The sequence below is a fragment of the Psychroserpens sp. NJDZ02 genome (genome assembly GCF_004843725.1).
Lineage (GTDB): Bacteria > Bacteroidota > Bacteroidia > Flavobacteriales > Flavobacteriaceae > Olleya.
Genome location: NZ_CP039451.1, coordinates 3,188,388 through 3,207,820, shown reverse-complemented (window position 1 = coordinate 3,207,820; position 19,433 = coordinate 3,188,388). Strand labels below are relative to the sequence as shown.

The following is a 19,433-nucleotide window of genomic DNA, read 5'->3' as shown; positions in this document are numbered from 1 at the left end:
AATCTTGCTTTTATTCGCTCTGTTTCGCCTCCTTTTTCGCTTCCTTTTTTGCTGCTCTCTTTTCTTTTCTGGTCATATCGTCTGCCCCTTCAATAGCATCCTCATACCCGATGGTATCATTTGTTTCGCCTTTAAAGGCTTTTATCCATGCATTTTTAAAAACACCACCAAATGTAGACCACACTCCTGCTTCAACATTATTTAAATCCCCTTCCAAAGGTATTTGCGTGGCTAATGTATTGTTTTTTTGATTCTTTAAAGCAAATTTAAAAAACCCAACGAGTCCTTCCCATAAGGTTTCTAAAAACCCATCCTCTTTACCTATCAGCTTACTATTGGTCAGTAACGGTTTCATATAGCCCTTTAAGTAACCATCTGCTATCGCTATTTCGCTAAAAAGCTCCACTGTTCCACTTTCAAAGTCTATTCCTGCATAATAATTTGTAAAATCGTTTAATGCAGTCGCATTAGCTTTCTCTAAAGAGAATGCTAAATCCATATCCGGAATATCTTTTAAAAGGTTAATATTTCCATTTAGATTAATATTTCCGCCACCAAAAGAGACTCCTGTTGCCTGTATCGGAGAAGGTAATATGCGTTCTTTTTCTACGACATTTCGCAAATTATCCGCTGTTAGCTCTAGCTTATTAATAGATAGATCAACATTTGGATCTGCCGATAACTGTACAAACGCTAATTTTCCGTTATGGATTTCAAAATGATTAATTTCTAAAGGCACTAAATCTGTTAAAGCTTTTGTCCAATCATCTACTTCAGGCAGCCCATCTTCTGGTGTGCTTTGCTGATCTTCGAAAACATAAATAATTTCGGGATTACTCATCACTATTTCTGCAACAATCTTACCATTAAAAACAGATTTCCATTCTACAGAAATATCGGCTTTAGGGAAATTCAAAAAAGGGACTTGAGTATTAGCATCTACCTTATTTAGATATAATCCATTGATAACATAAGCACCTCTAAAAAGGGAAATATCAATATGCTCTACTTCTCCGTAATAGCCAGGAATATCCGCTAAAACTTCATTTACATAATTTTTGATATACGTCGGTAGATACAACCTAATCATTAGTAATATCAATAACAAAACCATAGGTATAACGTATCGCTTCTTCTTATATATTGGTCTTTTTGCTTTTTTACTATGCAATGGATATGGTTTTAAACTTTTTAAATAATTCAGATTTGAATGAAAATAACAAATACAGATCAACTTCTAAAACAATTAATTATAAATTAACAGTTTACCATGGGTGAAATCAATCAATAAAATGCAACCGCGTAAAAAAACAACTTTTAATGTTTCGATAAGTTCAAATTATACCGTTCATGATATTAGTCATATTTTAACCAATAATAACACAGTAAATTTGATTAATAAACAAAAAAATATGTGTTTTTCATTAGTTAATAAATATAACGTTGCTGGACCAAGATATACTAGTTATCCTACTGTTCCGTATTGGAATATGGATACGTTTTCATTAAAAAAATGGAAAGAAAATCTAAAAAAAGCCTTTAGCGAAAGTAATAAAACAGAAGGTATCAGTTTATACATCCATTTGCCATTTTGCGAAAGTTTATGTACTTTTTGTGGTTGCAATAAACGCATAACAAAACGTCACGATGTAGAAACCCCTTATATACATGCTGTTTTAAAAGAATGGCATCTGTATTGTGATTTATTAGGAGAAAGACCAATGATAAAAGAGTTACACCTTGGCGGAGGAACACCTACTTTTTTTGATTCTGAAAACTTAAAATTATTAATTACCGGTATTACACGCAGAGCGACTTTAGCCGAGAATTATGATTTTAGCTTTGAAGGACATCCTAATAATACCACTGCAACACATTTACAAACCTTATTTGATTTAGGTTTTAGACGGGTAAGTTTTGGTGTACAAGACTACAACCCTATTGTACAAAAAGCAATACATAGAATACAACCTTTTGAAAATGTACAAAAAGTAACAGCACTAGCTAGAAAAATTGGATATACATCTGTTGGTCATGATATAATTTTTGGTTTACCGTTTCAAACGGAAGCACATGTTGAAGACACTATAAATAAGACAAAACAGCTTTTACCAGATAGAATTGCCTTTTACAGTTATGCACACGTCCCATGGATAAAAGGAAATGGACAACGTGGGTATAAAGACAACGATTTACCGACAGCAAGCATAAAACAGAATCAATACCAATTAGGTAAAAAACTATTAGTAGAAGCCGGTTATTATGACATTGGAATGGATCATTTTGCTTTAAAAACAGATCGTTTATATTCCGCTAGTAAAAATGAAACTATGCATCGTAATTTTATGGGATATACCGCTTCTAAAACCAAAGTTATGATCGGTTTAGGGGTCTCTTCAATTAGTGATAGTTGGTATGCCTTTGCACAAAATGTAAAAGGTATTGAAGAGTATTACCATTTATTAGAAAACAATAGTATTCCTGTATTTAGAGGTCATATTTTAACGGAAGAAGATTTAATTATAAGACAACATATTCTAAATTTAATGTGCCATTTTAAAACAAGTTGGATGGCTAATGATTTATATTTTGAAGCTATTCCTGAAGTGGTTTCCAAGCTAAATGAAATGCAAGATGATGGCTTACTGACAATAGAATTGAATCAAATTTTTATTACAGAAAAAGGGAAACCTTTTGTTAGAAATATATGTATGGCTTTTGATTTATTATTACAACGTAACAAACCAGAAACACAGCTATTTTCTATGACCATTTAAGTTGTTAATTAATATATAAAAGACTAAAATTGACTTATAGATTTATTAACTTTAATGAATCATTTTAAAAAAATACTAAAAACCAAAACCCTTAAACATGAAAAAAATAATTGTACCAGTAGACTTTTCAAACCATTCAAATTACGCTTTAGAATCAGCAGCTATATTAGCAAAAAAATATGATGCAGAAATTATCGCATTACATATGCTAGAAATCTCTGAAACTATACTAACTAAAGGAGAAACAGATCTTCAGGATGAAACTGTTTTCTTTTTAAAGTTAGCTGAAAAACGTTTTACAGAATTCTTAGCGCAAGATTATTTAGAGGGTGTAAAAGTAACCCCTATAGTTAAGCACTTTAAAGTATTTAGTGAAGTTAATGAAGTCGCTAAAGATCAAAATGCAGATTTAATTGTAATGGGATCGCATGGAAGTAGTGGTTTAAAAGAAATTTTTGTTGGGTCAAATACAGAAAAAGTAGTACGTTACTCTGACATACCTGTATTTGTTGTCAAAAACAAGCCAACAAATTTAAGTTTTGACAATGTTGTATTTGCTTCAGATTTTTCTGAAAGTACTGTAACACCTTACTTAAATGCTTCTAAATTATTTGAAAAGTTAGGGTCTAATTTACACTTGATTTACATTAACACTCCTGGAGACAACTTTAATAGTACCTCTGAAATGGAAAAAATTGTAGTTAACTTTTTACAGAAAGCAGATGGTAATTTAGACAAGCTATCAGAAGTTAAATATATATCAGATTACACCGTAGAAAAAGGGGTTATAAATTATGCCAATGTATCCGGAGCAGATGCCATTGCTGTAGCAACACATGGTCGTACAGGGTTTTCACACTTTTTAGCCGGAAGTATCTCTGAGGATATTGCAAACCATGCATCATTACCTGTAGTCACTTTCAGAATTAAATAAAACATACGCTTCAAATATATTTTAAAGCCTATTAAGATGATTTATCATTTTAATAGGCTTTCTGTTTGAAAACTAATAAATATCATGTTTTTTATTCTTTTTTAACCATAATTTTAAGTCATTCCAACACTTGATTTTATGAAACACATCCTTATCCCCACAGATTTTTCAGATAATGCATGGAGCGCAATAGTATACGCTATAAACTATTTCAAAAACGATGTTTGTACGTTTTACTTACTACATACTCACGTTTTAAATCCATCTTCCCTATCGTCTCTGTCTGATATTTATATAAAAAATATACGGCAACAAAATAATTTACAACTAAAACAACTTAAACAACAAATAACGGATAGCGAAGCTAATACGAATCATGATTTTAAAACGATAGTTAAATTTGTAGATTTAAAAGAGGCTGTTAAGGATTGTATTGCAGAAAATACGATTGACCTAATAGTAATGGGCACCAAAGGTGTTACTAAAAACAAATCCCTGTTTTTTGGAAGTAACACAATACATTTGGTAGATAAAATTAAAACCTGTCCGATTTTAATCATTCCAGATGAATATAATTTTAGACCTATTAAACAAATCGTTTTTTCTACAGATTTAAATAGGTTTTATTCTGATCATGAAATTAAAATAATTAACGACTTTATTTATGATAATAATGCTGCATTACGCGTTATAAACATTCAAACAAAACAACCAATATCAGAGCTTCAACACTATAACTTATCATGTTTAAAAAAAGGATTTAAAGACTTTAAAGTCAACTACCATTCTGTACCCAATTACGATAAAAAAGCAGAAATCATCTCTACTTTTATAAAAGACCTAGATATTGATTTATTAATTATGGTTAATTATAAGCACAGCATATTAGAACGGTTTTTAAACGAACCTGTAATAAAAAATATTGGTTTTAAACCGCAAGTTCCATTTTTAGTAATTCCAGATAATCAATAATACATTATGGCAAATAATAACATTTATATAAAAAAAGCTTCCGGAGACCGTGTTAAATTTTCAATTGAAAAATTAAAAACCTCATTGATAAATTCTGGAGCAGACAGCGTGTTGGCGGATAGTATTACAAAAAATGTTAGAGATGAGTTATTTCAAGGTATTTCTACTAAAGAAATTTACAACAGAGCATTCGCCCTATTAAAATCAAAACAAAGCCACTTAGCCTCTAAATACAAGCTTAAAAAAGCTATTTACGAGTTGGGACCAACAGGTTTCCCTTTTGAACGTTACGTTGCTGCCATTTTAGAGACCTCTGGTTATTCTACTAAAGTTGGAGATATTATTAACGGTCATTGTGTAAAACATGAAATAGACATTTTAGCAACTAAAACTAAAGAGACACATGTTGTAGAGTGCAAATTTCATAGTGAATCTGGTCTAAATTGTAATGTAAAAATTCCGTTATACATCTATTCTAGATTTAAAGATGTGCAAAAAAAATGGAATGCAGATTTAAAACTAAAGACCAAAGTAACACAAGGTTGGGTCGTTACAAATACCCGTTTCACAGAGGATGCAAGGCGCTATGGTAACTGCGTTGGGTTATATTTGTTAAGTTGGGACTACCCTAAAAACAATGGTTTAAAACACCGTATAGACACACATAAATTGTACCCCATAACGGTCTCTACTTTACTAACCAAAAGAGAGAAACAGTTTTTATTAAATAGAGAAGTTGTGCTGTGTAAAGACTTAATAAATGATGCTTTCTATTTAGACCATTTAGCCATATCCAAAAATCGAAAAACGCGAATTTTAAATGAAATAAAATTACTGTGTAATCAAAACTAAAAACTTATGGAATCTAAAGTAAAAATCAAATTTTTAGGAGGCGCAAAAACCGTTACAGGCTCAAAATACCTAATAGACGCTTTTAACACCTCTATCCTAATAGATTGTGGCTTATTTCAAGGCTTAAAGGATTTAAGATTATTAAATTGGGAGACGTTACCAATTACGGTTTCATCTATACAAACCGTACTTTTAACCCACGGTCATTTAGATCACGTTGGCTATTTACCACGTTTAATAAAACAAGGATTTAAAGGAAGTATTATTGGTACTGCTCCCACTCTAGCTATTGCCGAAATCATATTAAAAGATAGTGCTAAAATAAATGAAGAAGAGGCAAAAAAAGCGAATAAAGAACACTATTCTAAACACCAGCCAGCGCTTCCTTTTTACACTATAAAAGATGTCGAGCAAACAATTGCTATGTTTGAAGTACAAGTTGAAGACAAATGGATTACTATTAACAATCACATCTCTTATCGTTTTAAATATAATGGACACATTATAGGATCTACGTTTATAGAGTTAGATATTGAGGGGAAACGTTTTGTGTTTTCTGGAGATATTGGTAGAGTTAATGATTATTTATTAAATGATCCAAAATACCCAGAGTATGCCGATTACTTATTTCTAGAAAGTACTTATGGAGATAGACTACATCCTATTGTTAATATAGAGGACAAACTTTCTCAAATAATAAACGATACTATAACTACTCATGGCAATTTAATTATTCCAAGTTTTGCAGTAGAGCGTTTACAAATGCTCATGTTTATATTATTTAAACTCTATCAAAAAAACAAAATACCAAACATCCCTATTTTTGTAGATAGTCCTATGGGAAATAATGTTTTAGAAGTATTCAAACGGTTTCCTAAAGGGCATAAAATCTCGGATACAGATTACAATGCCATGTGCCAACATATAAATAGTATTACTAGCTATGCAGATACCTGGAAAACAATCGATGATCCACGGTCAAAAATTGTAATCGCAGGAAGCGGAATGGTAACAGGCGGGCGTGTTTTAACCTATTTACAACAATTAATAGATATCTCTTCAACAACTATTTTATTAGTAGGCTATCAAGCAGAAGGCACTAGAGGGCGTTTACTAAAAGAAGGCGCTCATGAAATTAAATTTTATGGTAAATATTATCCCGTAAAAGCATCCGTAACAAGTATAGACAGTCTTTCTGCACATGCAGACCAAAAGGGATTGATTGATTGGTTAAGCCACATTAAAAACACACCAAAAACAGTGTATTTAATACATGGCGAATCTACTGCACAAAATGCTTTTAGAGTAAAAATAAAAGATACGTATGGATGGAATGTAAAAATACCTACACTTTTTGAAACTATTGAAATTTCGATTTAATTTATTAGCAACATGATAATTATCATTTTAGCTAAATCCTATTAATTGTACCTTTAATTTAAAGAATAAAGTAATCATAAGATAAGAAGTCATTTTTTTTGCTTCCTATTTAAAAATAAATCTAAAATATTATGGCAACACAAAGTAAAACAAATATGGTAGAATGGTATAGTGCAGAACGTATGCATGACATGTCTAAAACTTGGTTATCTGATTTAAATTTTATTAAAGATGAACAAGTGTTTTTAGAAGAATTAATTACAGATTATACACAACAAATTATAGATGACGACGTATTAACTAGAGCTCAAGATGCCGCAACCGCTTTGCTAAGAACTAAAAGAGGAAACCAAAAGTTAATGACAGCTTTAGTTGTACATGAGAAGGATTTAAATCTAATGGTTGATGGTAAAAATGAATTAGAGAAAGAAGAACAATATAAAACGGATCATATAGCGTTTATAAAAAAGGTGAGTTCCTTTTTTTACGATTATAAAGCTGTCAAATCTGAAATATTTAATTTGGTAACCACTTTAATGAAACGAGATAAACAAGATCATTTATTAAATTAAACTATGAAACATCTTATATTATTATTACTTGTTTTCTCTCTTTATAGTTGTGGTACCACACAATTAAAAGACCGTTGGATAAGTCCCGAAGCAGATAATTATACGCTTAAAAAAGTCTTTATTGTTGGATTAACAGATGATCCTGAAGCGAGAGAAAAATTCGAAAAAAAATTACAAACTCAACTCGCTTTAAGAGATATAGAAGCAACCATTAGTCTTGATCAGTTTGATGCTGATTTTCTTGCTAAAGAAAAAACGGACACAGAAATAAAGGCTTTAGAGAATCAGCTTTTAGAAGATGGTTATGATGCAGTGGTATTTACTAAAGTTGCTGGAATAAAAAATAAAATACAGTTTAAAAAAGACTATTCTAATATTGATAAAAGTCACAATCGTTTTAACGAAGACTATTTAATGTATCAAGATCAACATTTTAATCCAGATGCTTATAAAGAGTATCAGGTTTACAATGCAGAAACATCCGTTTACTGTTTATGTCCTACAAAAGAGCGCACGCTGATATGGAAAGGTTATATCGATATTGTAGATCCACAAAACATTAATCAAACTGTAAAAGACTATTCTAAACTCTTAATTTTGGTCTTAGAAGAAGATAAAATAATACCACTAAAAGAGTAATTAGACGCTTACTCTTTTAGTGGTATTATTAATTATTTTTAAAATCTAGTCATGCAAAATAAATAACGGTACAGATGCAATTTTACTAAGCTTTGTAATTGGCGACCCCGAAAACAAACGCTCTAAAAAACTAATTTTCTGAATAATAAAGACCTCTAAATCTATAGCATTAGTTTGTAAATACGTATCGACAACCTGGTCCATAGGCACATTTGATACTTGATTATAACTATAACTATTGTCTTTTAAGACGTTTTCTAAATTGGTTACATCTTCTGTCTGGTCTATCGCTGTGTCCGTAATCCTTAACACATGGTAATCCCTGTTAGTTTTTCCAACTAAACTAAAAATTTGATCTATTCTTTTTTTATTTAATTCGTCTTTTTCGTCTAACGGAAGTAATATCACTTTTGGTTTAGAAAATTCAAAATCTTTTGGTATTATCAAAGTTGGAGCTTCTACTTTTCTAATGACATTTAAGGTATGGCTACCAAAAACAACCTCATCTGCTCCTGTAACACCATTTGTGCCCATCACCACTAAGTTTATGTTATGAAGTACAATTAACTGGTTTACTGCATCTGTAAACACATCGTAATCGATATGTTCTGTATAAGTGTGTTTTGGGTTTTTATAAACAGACTGTAATTGTTTTGATAGGTCTTCTAAATCTTCTTTAGGTGATTTTACGATGGATGCATATAAGTTAGCAGTACCTGTTGTCATTAAATCTGCAGTTGTAAAAGCCGATGCTTTATGTATATACACTAAATGAAAATTAATAGTTTCATTTTCAAACAGTTTTGCCGCATAATGTATTGCGTTTTTAGAGCTTTGGGAAAAATCGGTAAGTAAAAGTATATTCTTCATTTAAAAATGAGTTTATATTATTTAGCGTCCACTAATTTACGATTATTTAATGGCTTTAAATTTAATTTAGGATTAAGTTAGCTTGGCTTTATTTCCGCGAAAGCGACTACTGCAAACTAATAGAGTTTAGTGACAATCAATGGCGCTATTGACCATTTCTATGACAGGAGAAGGCGACACATATGGTATACCTAATCCTAAGCCTCTTAAAATAAATAATGCCCCAATGATGACTATAAATACCGGAATAGCTTTTTGAATACGCTGTTTAACTTGTGCATTTAAAAACTTACCTAAGTAAATCGCGGTAGTCATTAAAGGTATAGTACCTAACCCAAAAAAAGCCATATACAAACTACCTTGCCAAGCTGTACCGGTGGCGATAGCTCCAAAAACAGCCATATATACTAAACCACATGGTAGGAATCCATTTAAAAAACCAATAGTTAAAAATGTGTCTGCAGTTTTCTTTTTTAAAGCTTGTCCCATTTGTTTTTTCACAAAACCGACCGCTTTATAAATGGGTTTTACAATAAAATTTTGGCCTATTTTTTTATAAGGAAAAAGGATCACAATGATCATTAAAACACCAATAACTATAGATAACTTTTGTTGTAACCCAAAAATATATAAACTTTTACCTATCAATCCAAAGATAAGACCAATGATACTATAGGCTAATAAACGTCCAAAATGATAGGCGCCTATTTGTGTCATTTTTTTAAAAGAATTACTTCTGTCTACTGGCAACATAAAGGCTATTGGGCCACACATACCGACGCAGTGAAAGCTTCCTAATAAACCAAATATAAGTGCCGTAAGTAACATTAGTACTGTATCTCTTCTTTAAACATGTATTTACTATCTTTGTAGCTCCAATCGATTTTAATGTTCCAACGACCATCTAACAAACGTTTGTCAGGTATGAGCAAATTGTGATTAGACAACAAAATTGTGGTTTCGAAGTCTAGTTGTTTATTAGATGGTCTATATAGGAACACTTTACCTTTAATTACTTGGTCATCCAACTCTGCTGGAAACGTCAAGACTAAACCTTCTGACGTTTTTTTCCATAGTATTTTAGAGTCTAACGTTTTAGCATTTTTCTCTTTATTGATATCGTTTTGAAACTCTAATTCTTGCTTATAATAATTTTCATTAACTAAATCGTGATCTAGATTTTTATCTGTATTCATCGCGATTACAAAGTATAAGATAAAGCTTATAAAAAATATAAATGCTATAACGACTCCTGTTCCCCAATTAAATTTCATACTCTTATTTTTAATTATAGCTTCTAGGTCCTAAGAAGTTTACGGTTGTTGTTTCAATTAATTTATCAGCACTATAGACTTCTATAGTTAACTTTGTTTTATCGCCTTCTAAAACACCTTGATCAAGTTCGATAAACAAGGTTCCTTCGGCTAATCCTTGTGCTGGAACACTAAAACTTTTATCTGTAGAAACTAATTTAATGATCCCTTTGTATGTTTTAAGCTTAAAATCGACATTATCAATCTTTTCTGTTGTTTTATTGATCAGCTTATAAGTAAAAACATTACTGATAATATTGTCTGCTTTATGCTCGAACAACTGACCTGGTAATCTTAAGACTGTGGCTTCAACATCATTACGCAATTGTAACATGGCTATTAATACACCTGTTAACACAAATAAAACAACGATATATGCTTTAAGACGCAAGGTTAATTTAAACGGAGCCTTCTTTTCTATGTTATCCTCACTAGTATAACGTATCAGCCCTTTTGGTAAACCTACTTTGTCCATGATATCATCACACTCGTCAATACAAGCCGTGCAATTAATACATTCTAATTGTGTCCCATTTCTAATATCTATTCCTGTTGGACAGACATTAACACATTGCATACAATCGATACAATCACCATGACCAAGAGCTTCTCTGTCTTCGTTTTTACGGAATTTTTTACGTCCTTTTTCTCCTTCACCTCTTTTATGATCGTAGGCCACAATTATAGACTGATTGTCTAAAAGCACGCCTTGTAAACGACCATAAGGACAAGCGATAATACAAACCTGTTCTCTAAACCAAGAAAACACAAAATAGAATAATCCAGTAAAAATTAATAATGGGAATAAAGTTCCTAAATGCTGAAAAGGACCTTCTGTCACGTAATTTAACAGCTTATCACTACCTATTAAATAGGCTAAAAAAACATTAGCAATTAAAAACGAAATAATTATAAAAATGGTGTGTTTTAAGACCCTTTTCCTGATTTTTTCAGGTGTCCATTTTGAGCGTTTCAATTTCATTTGAGCCCCTCTATCACCATCAATCCAATATTCGAAACGTCTAAAAACCATTTCTAAAAAAATGGTTTGCGGACAAATCCATCCACAAAATATACGTCCAAAGGCTACCGTAAAAATAGTAATAAAGACCACTCCTATTATCATAGAAATGACAAATAAGTGAAAATCTTGAGGCCAAAATGGGAAGCCAAACACATTAAATCGGCGTTCTAAAACGTTAAATAATAAAAACTGGTTCCCATTAATTTTAACAAATGGAGCTCCAAATAAAAAGACTAATAGTACATAACTTACAAGCTTCCTGTAATCGTAAAACTTACCGCTTGGTTTTTTAGGAAAAACCCAAGCCCGTTTACCATCTTCGCCAATAGTTGCAATAGAGTCTCTAAAACCCTCATTAATTGGAGCTTCCATTTATTTTGTTTTAATTATTCATAGAAACAGAATCCTCTATTTCTAATACTTCAGTGTTCTCTGTTTCTAATACGTCTGTCTCTTCTCCTTCTAAAACCTCATCACCTTGAATTGCTTCGGGTGCTTCTGCTCCTTCTGGTTGCCATAAGTCGCCTTCAGCTTCTTTTGGGTTAGCAGGTGTTGTCCCTTGTAAAGACAAAACATAACTTGCTACTTGAGCCATTTCTAATGGTTTTAAACCTTCCTTTTTCCAAGAAATCATACCTTTTCCAGAACGTCCACCTTCTGATATCGTATGAAAGACACTTTTAATATCTCCTCCTAAAATCCAGTGTTTATCCGTAAGGTTTGGTCCAATACCTCCACCTCCATCTGCCATGTGGCATGCGATACAGTTCTCACCAAATATTTTTTTACCATTTTGTAAATCTGCAGCTTCCGTTAGTAACTCAACAGAATTAGCATCTATTAAATTTTTAGCCGTTTTCTTATATTCTTCAATATCGATTTTTGCTTGAGCATATTCGCTATCCAACTCATCAAATTGTGTTCCTGACGTTCCCGTAATATGAAAATTGAATAAATAAATTACTGCAAAAACCATAGATGCATACCAAGAATATAGCCACCATGGCGGTAAATTATTGTCAAGCTCTCTAATACCATCATAATTGTGGTCTAAGATAATTTCGTGCTCTTCTTCTATTGGCTTCTCATCTCCTTTAAGCTTATTATATAACGCTTTTAGCTTAGTAAACTGAGGTGCTTTTGGTGCATTTGCGATGTATCGTTCTTTTTCTGAAGCGTCTAAACTTTGAAACAACACGTTTTCAATGGACCCCACAATACCTTCAATTGCAATAAGTACAAATAATACCAATGCTAAAAATAACATGATTATAGGGTACTCAATAAAGGCTGGTTTATCTCCTGAGTCTACAAAATATTCTACCAATCCGAAGATTGTAAAAAATATAACAGGGACTCTGACGTAAGACGGGATTAAATTTTTCATTTGATTAGTTATTATAGTTTTTAAAAAGACAAATAGAACCTCTGCTTTTAATTATAGTGCAATTAAAAATCAAAGGCCTCTGCTTCATGATTTTGTTTCGCTTTCTCCTTCGAATTCATTATCCAAATCTAATGGGATATTACTCACTTCTGTGATGTAGTCTTTTTTGGCAGTAATTACCCACCAAAAAAGAGCTACAAAAAAACCAAAGAATATAAGTAATGAAAGGATTGGGTATATCTCTACACCTGCAATACTGTCTAAATGATTTTTTACAAATTTTAACATGACGTTTTAGTTTTGTTCTGTTGTTTCTGCTTTACCTTCTTTTATATCTGTTCCTAAACGTTGTAGGTAAGCAATAACTGCAACAATCTCTCTGTTACGCATTTCTACAAAATCAGCCCCACCTTTTTTCTTACTCGCTTCATAAGCTTCTGCAAAATCAGGATCTGTATATAGGTTCTTCTCTATTTTTGTTCCTTGTGCTAACATATCCGTCTGCGCATTAGCAATATCTTCGTCCGTATATGGCACACCTAAAGTCACCATCACTTTCATTTTATCTTCAATATCAGACTTATATAATGTGTTATTGATTAACCATTTATAAGATGGCATTATCGACCCTGACGATGTACTTTGTGGATCATACATGTGATTAAAGTGCCAGTTATCAGAATATTTACCACCAATACGATGTAAATCTGGACCTGTACGCTTACTTCCCCATAAAAATGGATGGTCATAAACAAACTCTCCTGCTTTACTGTATTCTCCGTAACGTTCTACTTCACTTCTAAAAGGTCTAATCATTTGTGAGTGACATCCAACACAACCTTCTCTTATATAAATATCTCGACCTTGTAACTCTAAAGGAGAATATGGTTTAACACTACTAATCGTTGGTATATTAGATTTTACCATTATTGTTGGTACAATCTGTACAACACCTCCAATTAAGATAGCTATAGTAGCACCAATAGTTAATCTAATTGGTTTACGTTCTAACCAAGTGTGCCATCCTTCTCCAGAAACACGTTTTTTAGACACACGTTGTAAAGCTGCAGCTTCCGCTAATTCATCTTCAACAACACTTCCTTTTCTTATCGTTTGGATCACGTTAAAGACTAAGATTAACATTCCTGTTAAGTATAAAGTCCCTCCTATGGCACGCATCCAATACATTGGCATAATTTCGGTTACTGTTTCTAAGAAGTTACCGTATTTTAAATTCCCATCTGGATTAAATTGTTTCCACATACTAGCTTGTGTAAACCCTGCAACATACATTGGTAAGGCGTACATGATAATACCTAAAGTACCAATCCAAAAATGAAGGTTTGCTAGTGGTAAAGAATATAATTTTGTTTTAAATAATTTTGGAACTAAATAGTAAATCATACCAAAAGTTAAAAACCCGTTCCACGCTAAAGCACCAACATGCACGTGAGCAATAATCCAATCTGTATAATGCGCAATCGCATTCACATTTTTAAGTGATAGCATTGGTCCTTCAAACGTTGCCATTCCGTACCCCGTAATAGCAACAACCATAAATTTAAGTACAGGATCAACACGTACTTTATCCCAAGCACCACGAAGTGTTAATAATCCGTTTATCATCCCTCCCCAAGACGGCATCAATAACATAATTGAAAATGCAACTCCTAAATTTTGAGCCCATTCTGGTAACGCTGTATACAGTAAATGGTGTGGTCCAGCCCAAATATAAATAAAGATTAAAGACCAAAAGTGAACAATAGATAGTCTATAAGAATATACTGGTCTGTTAGCCGCTTTAGGTACAAAGTAATACATCAACCCTAAAAATGGTGTCGTTAAGAAAAACGCTACTGCATTATGTCCATACCACCATTGTACTAAAGCATCTTGTACTCCTGCATAAACAGAATAACTTTTCATCCCCGTTAAACTAACCGGTATTTCCAAACTATTAAAAATATGTAATACCGCAACCGTTACAAATGTCGCAATGTAAAACCAAATAGCAACATATAAATGACGTTGACGACGCTTGAGCATTGTTCCAATCAAATTCGCTCCAAAAGCCACCCAAATTAACGCAATAGCAATATCAAAAGGCCATTCTAATTCGGCATATTCTTTTGATGTCGAATAACCTAAAGGTAATGTTATAGCAGCACCAACAATTATTAATTGCCATCCCCAAAAGTTAATATTACTCAACAAATCGCTATACATTCTAGCTTTTAATAGACGTTGCGTAGAGTAATATACCCCTGCAAAAATAGCATTACCCACAAATGCAAAAATCACCGCATTGGTGTGTAAAGGTCTTAAACGTCCAAAACTTAGCCATGAGATTCCATCGGTCATGTTAGGGAACAAAAACATATAAGCTAAAAGTAGCCCTACAATCATACCAACAACTCCCCAGAGGATGGTAGCGTAAAGAAACTTTTTAACGATTTTGTTATCGTAATAAAATTGCTGCATTTCCATAATTAATTGTGATTAGTCTTTTTTATTATTCTTAGTTAGTGATTCTTTGGGTTTAACCAATTCGTCTTCAAAAAGCATACGTACTGAAGGCGTATAACCATCATCAAACTGCCCGTTTCTTATAGCTATTATAAAAGCCATAAAAAAGACAATTGCGACAACAATGCTTACTGTTAGTAAAATATATATAACGCTCATACCTATTAGAAGTTATGCTACAAAAGTAATTGAGAAGCCCTGTTTAAAAGATGATATTTATCATGTTTAAACAAATTTCAAGAATAAATTTAAGATTTTTTTTAAGATTTCTTTAAGATTTTTTTATCGCTTTCGCTGAAAATTTGCAATACATAATTATTCTAAACAAAAACCGAAATAAAACTACTTTAATTTACGTCCAATCCAATTAGTTGCTACTGTTGTAAACACAACAATACTAATAGAACTTAATGGCATCAAAATAGCTGCTATTACAGGCGCTAACTGTCCTGTTACTGCAAAGTATAAGCCAATGACATTGTAGAAAAAAGAGAGCACAAAACTCCATTTTATAATCTTAATAGCACTTTTAGAAGCTTTTATATACTGGTACAGTTGATTAAATTTAGTGGCATCCAAAATAGCATCGCAAGCAGGAGAAAACACATTAACGTTTTCTGAAATAGCAATTCCCACATTACTTTGTGCTAAAGCGCCAGCATCATTTAAACCATCCCCCACCATCAATACTTTCGCACCTTCTGATTGATGGTATTTAATATACTCTAGCTTATCATCCGGCTTTTGATTAAATAACATTTTAGTTTTTGCAGGTAAAAGCTTTTTCAAATTATCTAATTCACCTTCATTATCTCCAGATAAAATAACTAAATCAAACTTCTTTTTTAAGGTATTAAACAATTTTGACAGCCCTTTACGGTAGCTATTATAAAACGTATATTTTCCTTTATAGTTATTGTTGGCACTAATGTGAACTGCTGTATTTAGTACGGCATTCTCATTTTGATAACCCACAAATTTAGCGGAACCAATTTTAATGTTTCCCGAAGCGTGAGACGCTTCTATACCTTGTCCTAAATGTTCTTCAAACGTATCTAGTGTTACTATATTATTATTGTCTAAAATATCATACAAGCTTCTACTTAATGGGTGATTAGAGCCACGCAAAGTGTTTTTAAGTAAAATACCTTCAGCTGTACTCAATGGTAAACCTTCATACTTTGCATCACTTTTTTTATTAGATGTTATCGTTCCTGTTTTATCAAAAATAATGGTATCAATATGAGCTAACTGTTCTAAAACAGACGCGTTTTTTATGTAGAATTTTTTCTTTCCTAAAATACGCAACAAGTTACCGAACGTAAAAGGGGCTGATAAAGCAATCGCGCAAGGACAAGCAATAATTAAAACTGCTGTAAAAACATTTAAAGCTTTGCTAGAATCTTTAAACAACCAAAAAGTAGTCGCTATAAAAGCAATACTTAAAACCGCTACAGTAAATCGTTTACTAATTGCATTGGTTAACGTTGTAAACCCATCATCCTTATTTTTACTGAACACATCATTACTCCATAACTGTGTCAAGTAACTTTGCTCAACCGACTTAATTGCTTCCATCTCGATAACACCAGAGGTTTGCTTCCCTCCTGCAAATAACTTGTCTCCCGATTGCTTAGTAACTGTTTCTGATTCTCCAGTAACAAAACTATAATCTATTTTTGCGTTTCCATTAATAAATATACCATCTACAGGAATTAACTCTTGATTTCTGATTAATAAGCGGTCTCCTTTTTCGATATCATAAACTTGAACAGGCACTTCTACTCCATTAAAAATTTTAGTAACAGCAATGGGGAAATACGATTTGTAATCGCGCTCAAAAGATAAAAACGAATAGGTTTTCTGTTGAAAAAACTTTCCTAATAACAAAAAGAAAACCAACCCCGTCAAACTATCAAAAAATCCTGATCCCAAGTCAAATGCTATTTCTGCAGTACTTCGTACAAACAAAACAATAATACCTAAAGCTATAGGAATATCTATATTTAAAATTCGTGTTCTAATAGCTTTATAAGCAGACACAAAATAGTCTTGAGCAGCATAAAATACAACTGGTAAAGAAAAAGCAAACATAATCCATCTAAACACGTGTTTGTATTGCTCTAACCAAAATTCATTCACCTCAAAATACTCAGGAAAAGACAAAAACATAACATTTCCAAAAGCAAAACCTGCAATACCTAATTTGTAAATCAAGCTCCGGTTAACGTTTTCTTGTCCTGTTTTATAATCTTCTAAACTTATGTATGGTTCGTATCCAACCGAGCTAAGCAATAACACTAATTCCTTAAGCGAAAATGACGCTGTATTATAAGATACACGCACCGTTTTTTTACCAAAATTAACTTGAGATAGAGTGACCGCAGGATTTAATTTATTTAAATTTTCTAGAATCCAAATACAAGAACTACAATGGATGTGTGGAATATAAAGTGTTACAATCTGAGTTTTACCATCATCAAACGTGACTAACTTCTCAATAATTTTGTCTTGAGATAAAAAATCATACTTCCCTTCTATCTCTTTAGGAATAGCTCCCGGAGAGGATTGCATGTCATAATAACAGGTTAAATCACTTTCTGATAAGATTTCATAAACTGTTTTACAACCTTGACAACAAAAGGGTTTCTCCTCTAAAAGGATCGTTGTATCTGTACAATTATCGCCACAATGATAACATACTTTTATTTCCATAATTTGCTCGTTTACCTGTAACAAAGGTTACACTTTGTAACCTCTTAATTCATGATATTTGTCATATAATGTATACTTTTGGTATACCCTACAATTTTAAACAAAGGTATGAGTAAATGTGAACACTGTATTGTCAGGCAATTCAATAGTTTAAAAACCTTAACAAGAGAGGAGTTAGTGCGAATTTCTGCATGTAAGACAAGTAAAGTAATAAAAAAAGGGGACGTCATTTTTAAAGAAGGAGATGCTTTAAATGGTATTTACTGTATTAGAGAAGGGGTTTGTAAATTAACTAAACTTAGCGAAAATGGAAAAGAACAAGTCGTCAAACTATCTGTTAAAGGTGGCATGATGGGACAGCGCTCTTTAGTTAGTGGAGAGCTCTCTAATTTGACTGCTGTGGCTATAAACGATATGCAAATTTGTTTTATTCCAAAACAAGAAATCTTGATTGATTTACAAAAAAACGTCGCCTTCTCTATGGATGTTTTAAAACGAATGGCCCAAGATTTAAGAGAGTCTGACGATAGTATCGTTAATATGGCTCAAAAAACAGTAAAACAACGTTTAGCGCAAACCTTATTATATGTTGAAAAGAATTTTGCAACAGATCATGAAGGTTATCTAGCGTTAACCTTATCTAGAGACGATTACGCAAGTATTGTTGGAACAGCAACAGAAAGTGCTATTAGAATTTTATCCCAGTTTAAAAAAGCTGGTTTAATTAGCACAAAGGGAAAGCAAATTAAAATTGAAAATGAGTTTGCCCTACTTCGGGTAGAATAATCCTGATTTCCAAATTAAGCATTAAACAAGAGAAGAGGATATAGCTTAAAGAAACACTGGTATATAAACAGGCCTATTTTAAAACAAATTATAAAAAATAAAGCAGCACTATCTAAAATAGATAGTGCTGCTTCATATAGTGTAAATTATAACTTAAAAGTTAATTTCGCAATGCAACCTGAAGATCTCTTTCTAAATCAGCAACCTCTTCATCACAGTCTTTAAGTTGTATTTCAAACTCTTTGATTTGCTCCTCTACTTCTCTAACATCGATTAATCTATTTTGAGATTTCTGAAGTTTAACAAAAGTTTTAATAATTTTATCATATAATTCATAGTTAGCAGTAGAATCTTTTCTTGGTATCGAACTTTGAAGCTCTGACAACCTACTTCCTATTTCAGCATTATCAAAAGAGACTTGCGCTCCAGGAGCAGTCAAAGAATCAATCATTAAAGAAACACGTTCCATTCTATTCGCAAATTCTGCTTGAAACTTAAGTTCCTCTCTAACCAGTATTGCTTGCTCTTTTAACACTTCATTTTCCTTATCTGCAATTTGAAAATCAAAAAACACAGCAGTCACTATAGTCCCAACAGTTAATATAAAAATTAATATAAATTTTAAAAAACTGTTTCTTCTTTCTTTACTATTTTTAGGTTTCATTTGTATAAAATAATTTGGTTTT

19 protein-coding genes are annotated in these 19,433 nt (G+C 32.2%); 8 read left to right on the top strand and 11 right to left on the bottom strand.

From position 1 onward, the window contains the following. Positions 1–10: 10 nt before the first annotated feature. Positions 11–1,171, bottom strand: a complete 1,161-nt coding sequence (locus tag E9099_RS14105; protein WP_240788902.1) for a DUF748 domain-containing protein — start codon at positions 1,169–1,171, stop codon at positions 11–13. Between the two features lie 241 nt (positions 1,172–1,412). Between E9099_RS14105 and hemN the strand changes: the two genes are divergently transcribed. The 7 genes from hemN (at position 1,413) to E9099_RS14070 (ending at position 8,126) form a co-directional block, all read left to right on the top strand. After that, positions 1,413–2,777, top strand: a complete 1,365-nt coding sequence (gene hemN / locus E9099_RS14100; protein WP_136585193.1) for an oxygen-independent coproporphyrinogen III oxidase — start codon at positions 1,413–1,415, stop codon at positions 2,775–2,777. Between the two features lie 97 nt (positions 2,778–2,874). Next, positions 2,875–3,711, top strand: a complete 837-nt coding sequence (locus E9099_RS14095; RefSeq protein ID WP_136584183.1) for a universal stress protein — start codon at positions 2,875–2,877, stop codon at positions 3,709–3,711. Positions 3,712–3,849: 138 nt separating this feature from the next. Further along, positions 3,850–4,683 carry a universal stress protein gene (locus tag E9099_RS14090; RefSeq protein ID WP_136584182.1) on the top strand — a complete coding sequence of 278 codons (834 nt, stop codon included), beginning with the start codon at positions 3,850–3,852 and terminating at the stop codon, positions 4,681–4,683. Between the two features lie 6 nt (positions 4,684–4,689). Beyond that, a complete protein-coding gene (locus E9099_RS14085) occupies positions 4,690–5,535 on the top strand; it encodes a restriction endonuclease (protein WP_136584181.1) in 846 nt (281 codons plus the stop codon). Positions 5,536–5,541: 6 nt separating this feature from the next. Beyond that, positions 5,542–6,915, top strand: a complete 1,374-nt coding sequence (locus E9099_RS14080) for an MBL fold metallo-hydrolase RNA specificity domain-containing protein (RefSeq protein ID WP_136584180.1) — start codon at positions 5,542–5,544, stop codon at positions 6,913–6,915. Positions 6,916–7,046: 131 nt separating this feature from the next. Continuing rightward, positions 7,047–7,487, top strand: a complete 441-nt coding sequence (locus E9099_RS14075; protein ID WP_136584179.1) for a hypothetical protein — start codon at positions 7,047–7,049, stop codon at positions 7,485–7,487. A 3-nt stretch (positions 7,488–7,490) separates the two neighbouring features. Continuing rightward, positions 7,491–8,126 (top strand): hypothetical protein, encoded by a 636-nt coding sequence (locus tag E9099_RS14070; RefSeq protein ID WP_136584178.1) that lies wholly within the window; start codon positions 7,491–7,493, stop codon positions 8,124–8,126. A 45-nt stretch (positions 8,127–8,171) separates the two neighbouring features. Here the strand turns inward: E9099_RS14070 and E9099_RS14065 are convergent, their stop codons facing one another. The 9 genes from E9099_RS14065 to E9099_RS14025 form a co-directional block, all read right to left on the bottom strand. After that, a complete protein-coding gene (locus tag E9099_RS14065; protein ID WP_136584177.1) occupies positions 8,172–8,996 on the bottom strand; it encodes a universal stress protein in 825 nt (274 codons plus the stop codon). A gap of 126 nt (positions 8,997–9,122) precedes the next feature. Further along, positions 9,123–9,824 (bottom strand): sulfite exporter TauE/SafE family protein, encoded by a 702-nt coding sequence (locus E9099_RS14060; RefSeq protein ID WP_136584176.1) that lies wholly within the window; start codon positions 9,822–9,824, stop codon positions 9,123–9,125. Next, positions 9,824–10,270, bottom strand: a complete 447-nt coding sequence (locus E9099_RS14055) for a FixH family protein (RefSeq protein ID WP_101019056.1) — start codon at positions 10,268–10,270, stop codon at positions 9,824–9,826. The genes E9099_RS14060 and E9099_RS14055 overlap by 1 nt, the downstream gene beginning before the upstream one ends. A 10-nt stretch (positions 10,271–10,280) precedes the next feature. After that, positions 10,281–11,705, bottom strand: a complete 1,425-nt coding sequence (gene ccoG, locus E9099_RS14050; protein ID WP_136584175.1) for a cytochrome c oxidase accessory protein CcoG — start codon at positions 11,703–11,705, stop codon at positions 10,281–10,283. A 10-nt stretch (positions 11,706–11,715) separates the two neighbouring features. Further along, the gene (locus tag E9099_RS14045) at positions 11,716–12,720 is read right to left on the bottom strand and encodes a cbb3-type cytochrome c oxidase N-terminal domain-containing protein (protein WP_136584174.1); all 1,005 of its coding nucleotides are present in this window, start codon (positions 12,718–12,720) and stop codon (positions 11,716–11,718) included. An 84-nt stretch (positions 12,721–12,804) separates the two neighbouring features. Continuing rightward, positions 12,805–13,008 (bottom strand): CcoQ/FixQ family Cbb3-type cytochrome c oxidase assembly chaperone, encoded by a 204-nt coding sequence (locus E9099_RS14040; protein ID WP_101019062.1) that lies wholly within the window; start codon positions 13,006–13,008, stop codon positions 12,805–12,807. A gap of 6 nt (positions 13,009–13,014) precedes the next feature. Beyond that, positions 13,015–15,207, bottom strand: coding sequence for a cytochrome-c oxidase, cbb3-type subunit I (gene ccoN / locus E9099_RS14035; RefSeq protein WP_101019064.1), 2,193 nt, complete (start codon positions 15,205–15,207; stop codon positions 13,015–13,017). Between the two features lie 12 nt (positions 15,208–15,219). Beyond that, positions 15,220–15,405: a cbb3-type cytochrome oxidase assembly protein CcoS gene (ccoS, locus tag E9099_RS14030; protein ID WP_101019066.1), complete on the bottom strand. Its 186-nt coding sequence runs from the start codon at positions 15,403–15,405 to the stop codon at positions 15,220–15,222. A 183-nt stretch (positions 15,406–15,588) separates the two neighbouring features. Then, positions 15,589–17,961, bottom strand: a complete 2,373-nt coding sequence (locus E9099_RS14025) for a heavy metal translocating P-type ATPase (protein ID WP_136584173.1) — start codon at positions 17,959–17,961, stop codon at positions 15,589–15,591. A 108-nt stretch (positions 17,962–18,069) separates the two neighbouring features. Here E9099_RS14025 and E9099_RS14020 point away from each other — a divergent pair, with 108 nt between their 5' ends. After that, on the top strand, positions 18,070–18,747 hold the full coding sequence (locus tag E9099_RS14020; protein WP_136584172.1) for a Crp/Fnr family transcriptional regulator: 678 nt from the start codon (positions 18,070–18,072) through the stop codon (positions 18,745–18,747). Between the two features lie 160 nt (positions 18,748–18,907). Here E9099_RS14020 and tssO read toward each other — a convergent pair whose 3' ends face one another. After that, positions 18,908–19,411 (bottom strand): type VI secretion system TssO, encoded by a 504-nt coding sequence (gene tssO / locus E9099_RS14015; RefSeq protein ID WP_136584171.1) that lies wholly within the window; start codon positions 19,409–19,411, stop codon positions 18,908–18,910. Positions 19,412–19,433: the final 22 nt, after the last annotated feature.

What these genes read in the sequence shown, in the direction of transcription:
- hemN (WP_136585193.1), top strand. Translation starts at nt 1,413, where the DNA reads ATGTGTTTTTCATTAGTTAATAAATATAACGTTGCTGGACCAAGATAT.
- E9099_RS14060 (WP_136584176.1), bottom strand. Translation starts at nt 9,824, where the DNA reads ATGTTACTTACGGCACTTATATTTGGTTTATTAGGAAGCTTTCACTGC.
- E9099_RS14080 (WP_136584180.1), top strand. Translation starts at nt 5,542, where the DNA reads ATGGAATCTAAAGTAAAAATCAAATTTTTAGGAGGCGCAAAAACCGTT.
- E9099_RS14085 (WP_136584181.1), top strand. Translation starts at nt 4,690, where the DNA reads ATGGCAAATAATAACATTTATATAAAAAAAGCTTCCGGAGACCGTGTT.
- E9099_RS14045 (WP_136584174.1), bottom strand. Translation starts at nt 12,720, where the DNA reads ATGAAAAATTTAATCCCGTCTTACGTCAGAGTCCCTGTTATATTTTTT.
- ccoS (WP_101019066.1), bottom strand. Translation starts at nt 15,405, where the DNA reads ATGAGCGTTATATATATTTTACTAACAGTAAGCATTGTTGTCGCAATT.
- E9099_RS14070 (WP_136584178.1), top strand. Translation starts at nt 7,491, where the DNA reads ATGAAACATCTTATATTATTATTACTTGTTTTCTCTCTTTATAGTTGT.
- E9099_RS14055 (WP_101019056.1), bottom strand. Translation starts at nt 10,270, where the DNA reads ATGAAATTTAATTGGGGAACAGGAGTCGTTATAGCATTTATATTTTTT.
- E9099_RS14090 (WP_136584182.1), top strand. Translation starts at nt 3,850, where the DNA reads ATGAAACACATCCTTATCCCCACAGATTTTTCAGATAATGCATGGAGC.
- E9099_RS14040 (WP_101019062.1), bottom strand. Translation starts at nt 13,008, where the DNA reads ATGTTAAAATTTGTAAAAAATCATTTAGACAGTATTGCAGGTGTAGAG.
- E9099_RS14025 (WP_136584173.1), bottom strand. Translation starts at nt 17,961, where the DNA reads ATGGAAATAAAAGTATGTTATCATTGTGGCGATAATTGTACAGATACA.
- E9099_RS14065 (WP_136584177.1), bottom strand. Translation starts at nt 8,996, where the DNA reads ATGAAGAATATACTTTTACTTACCGATTTTTCCCAAAGCTCTAAAAAC.
- E9099_RS14020 (WP_136584172.1), top strand. Translation starts at nt 18,070, where the DNA reads ATGAGTAAATGTGAACACTGTATTGTCAGGCAATTCAATAGTTTAAAA.
- ccoG (WP_136584175.1), bottom strand. Translation starts at nt 11,705, where the DNA reads ATGGAAGCTCCAATTAATGAGGGTTTTAGAGACTCTATTGCAACTATT.
- ccoN (WP_101019064.1), bottom strand. Translation starts at nt 15,207, where the DNA reads ATGGAAATGCAGCAATTTTATTACGATAACAAAATCGTTAAAAAGTTT.
- tssO (WP_136584171.1), bottom strand. Translation starts at nt 19,411, where the DNA reads ATGAAACCTAAAAATAGTAAAGAAAGAAGAAACAGTTTTTTAAAATTT.
- E9099_RS14075 (WP_136584179.1), top strand. Translation starts at nt 7,047, where the DNA reads ATGGCAACACAAAGTAAAACAAATATGGTAGAATGGTATAGTGCAGAA.
- E9099_RS14095 (WP_136584183.1), top strand. Translation starts at nt 2,875, where the DNA reads ATGAAAAAAATAATTGTACCAGTAGACTTTTCAAACCATTCAAATTAC.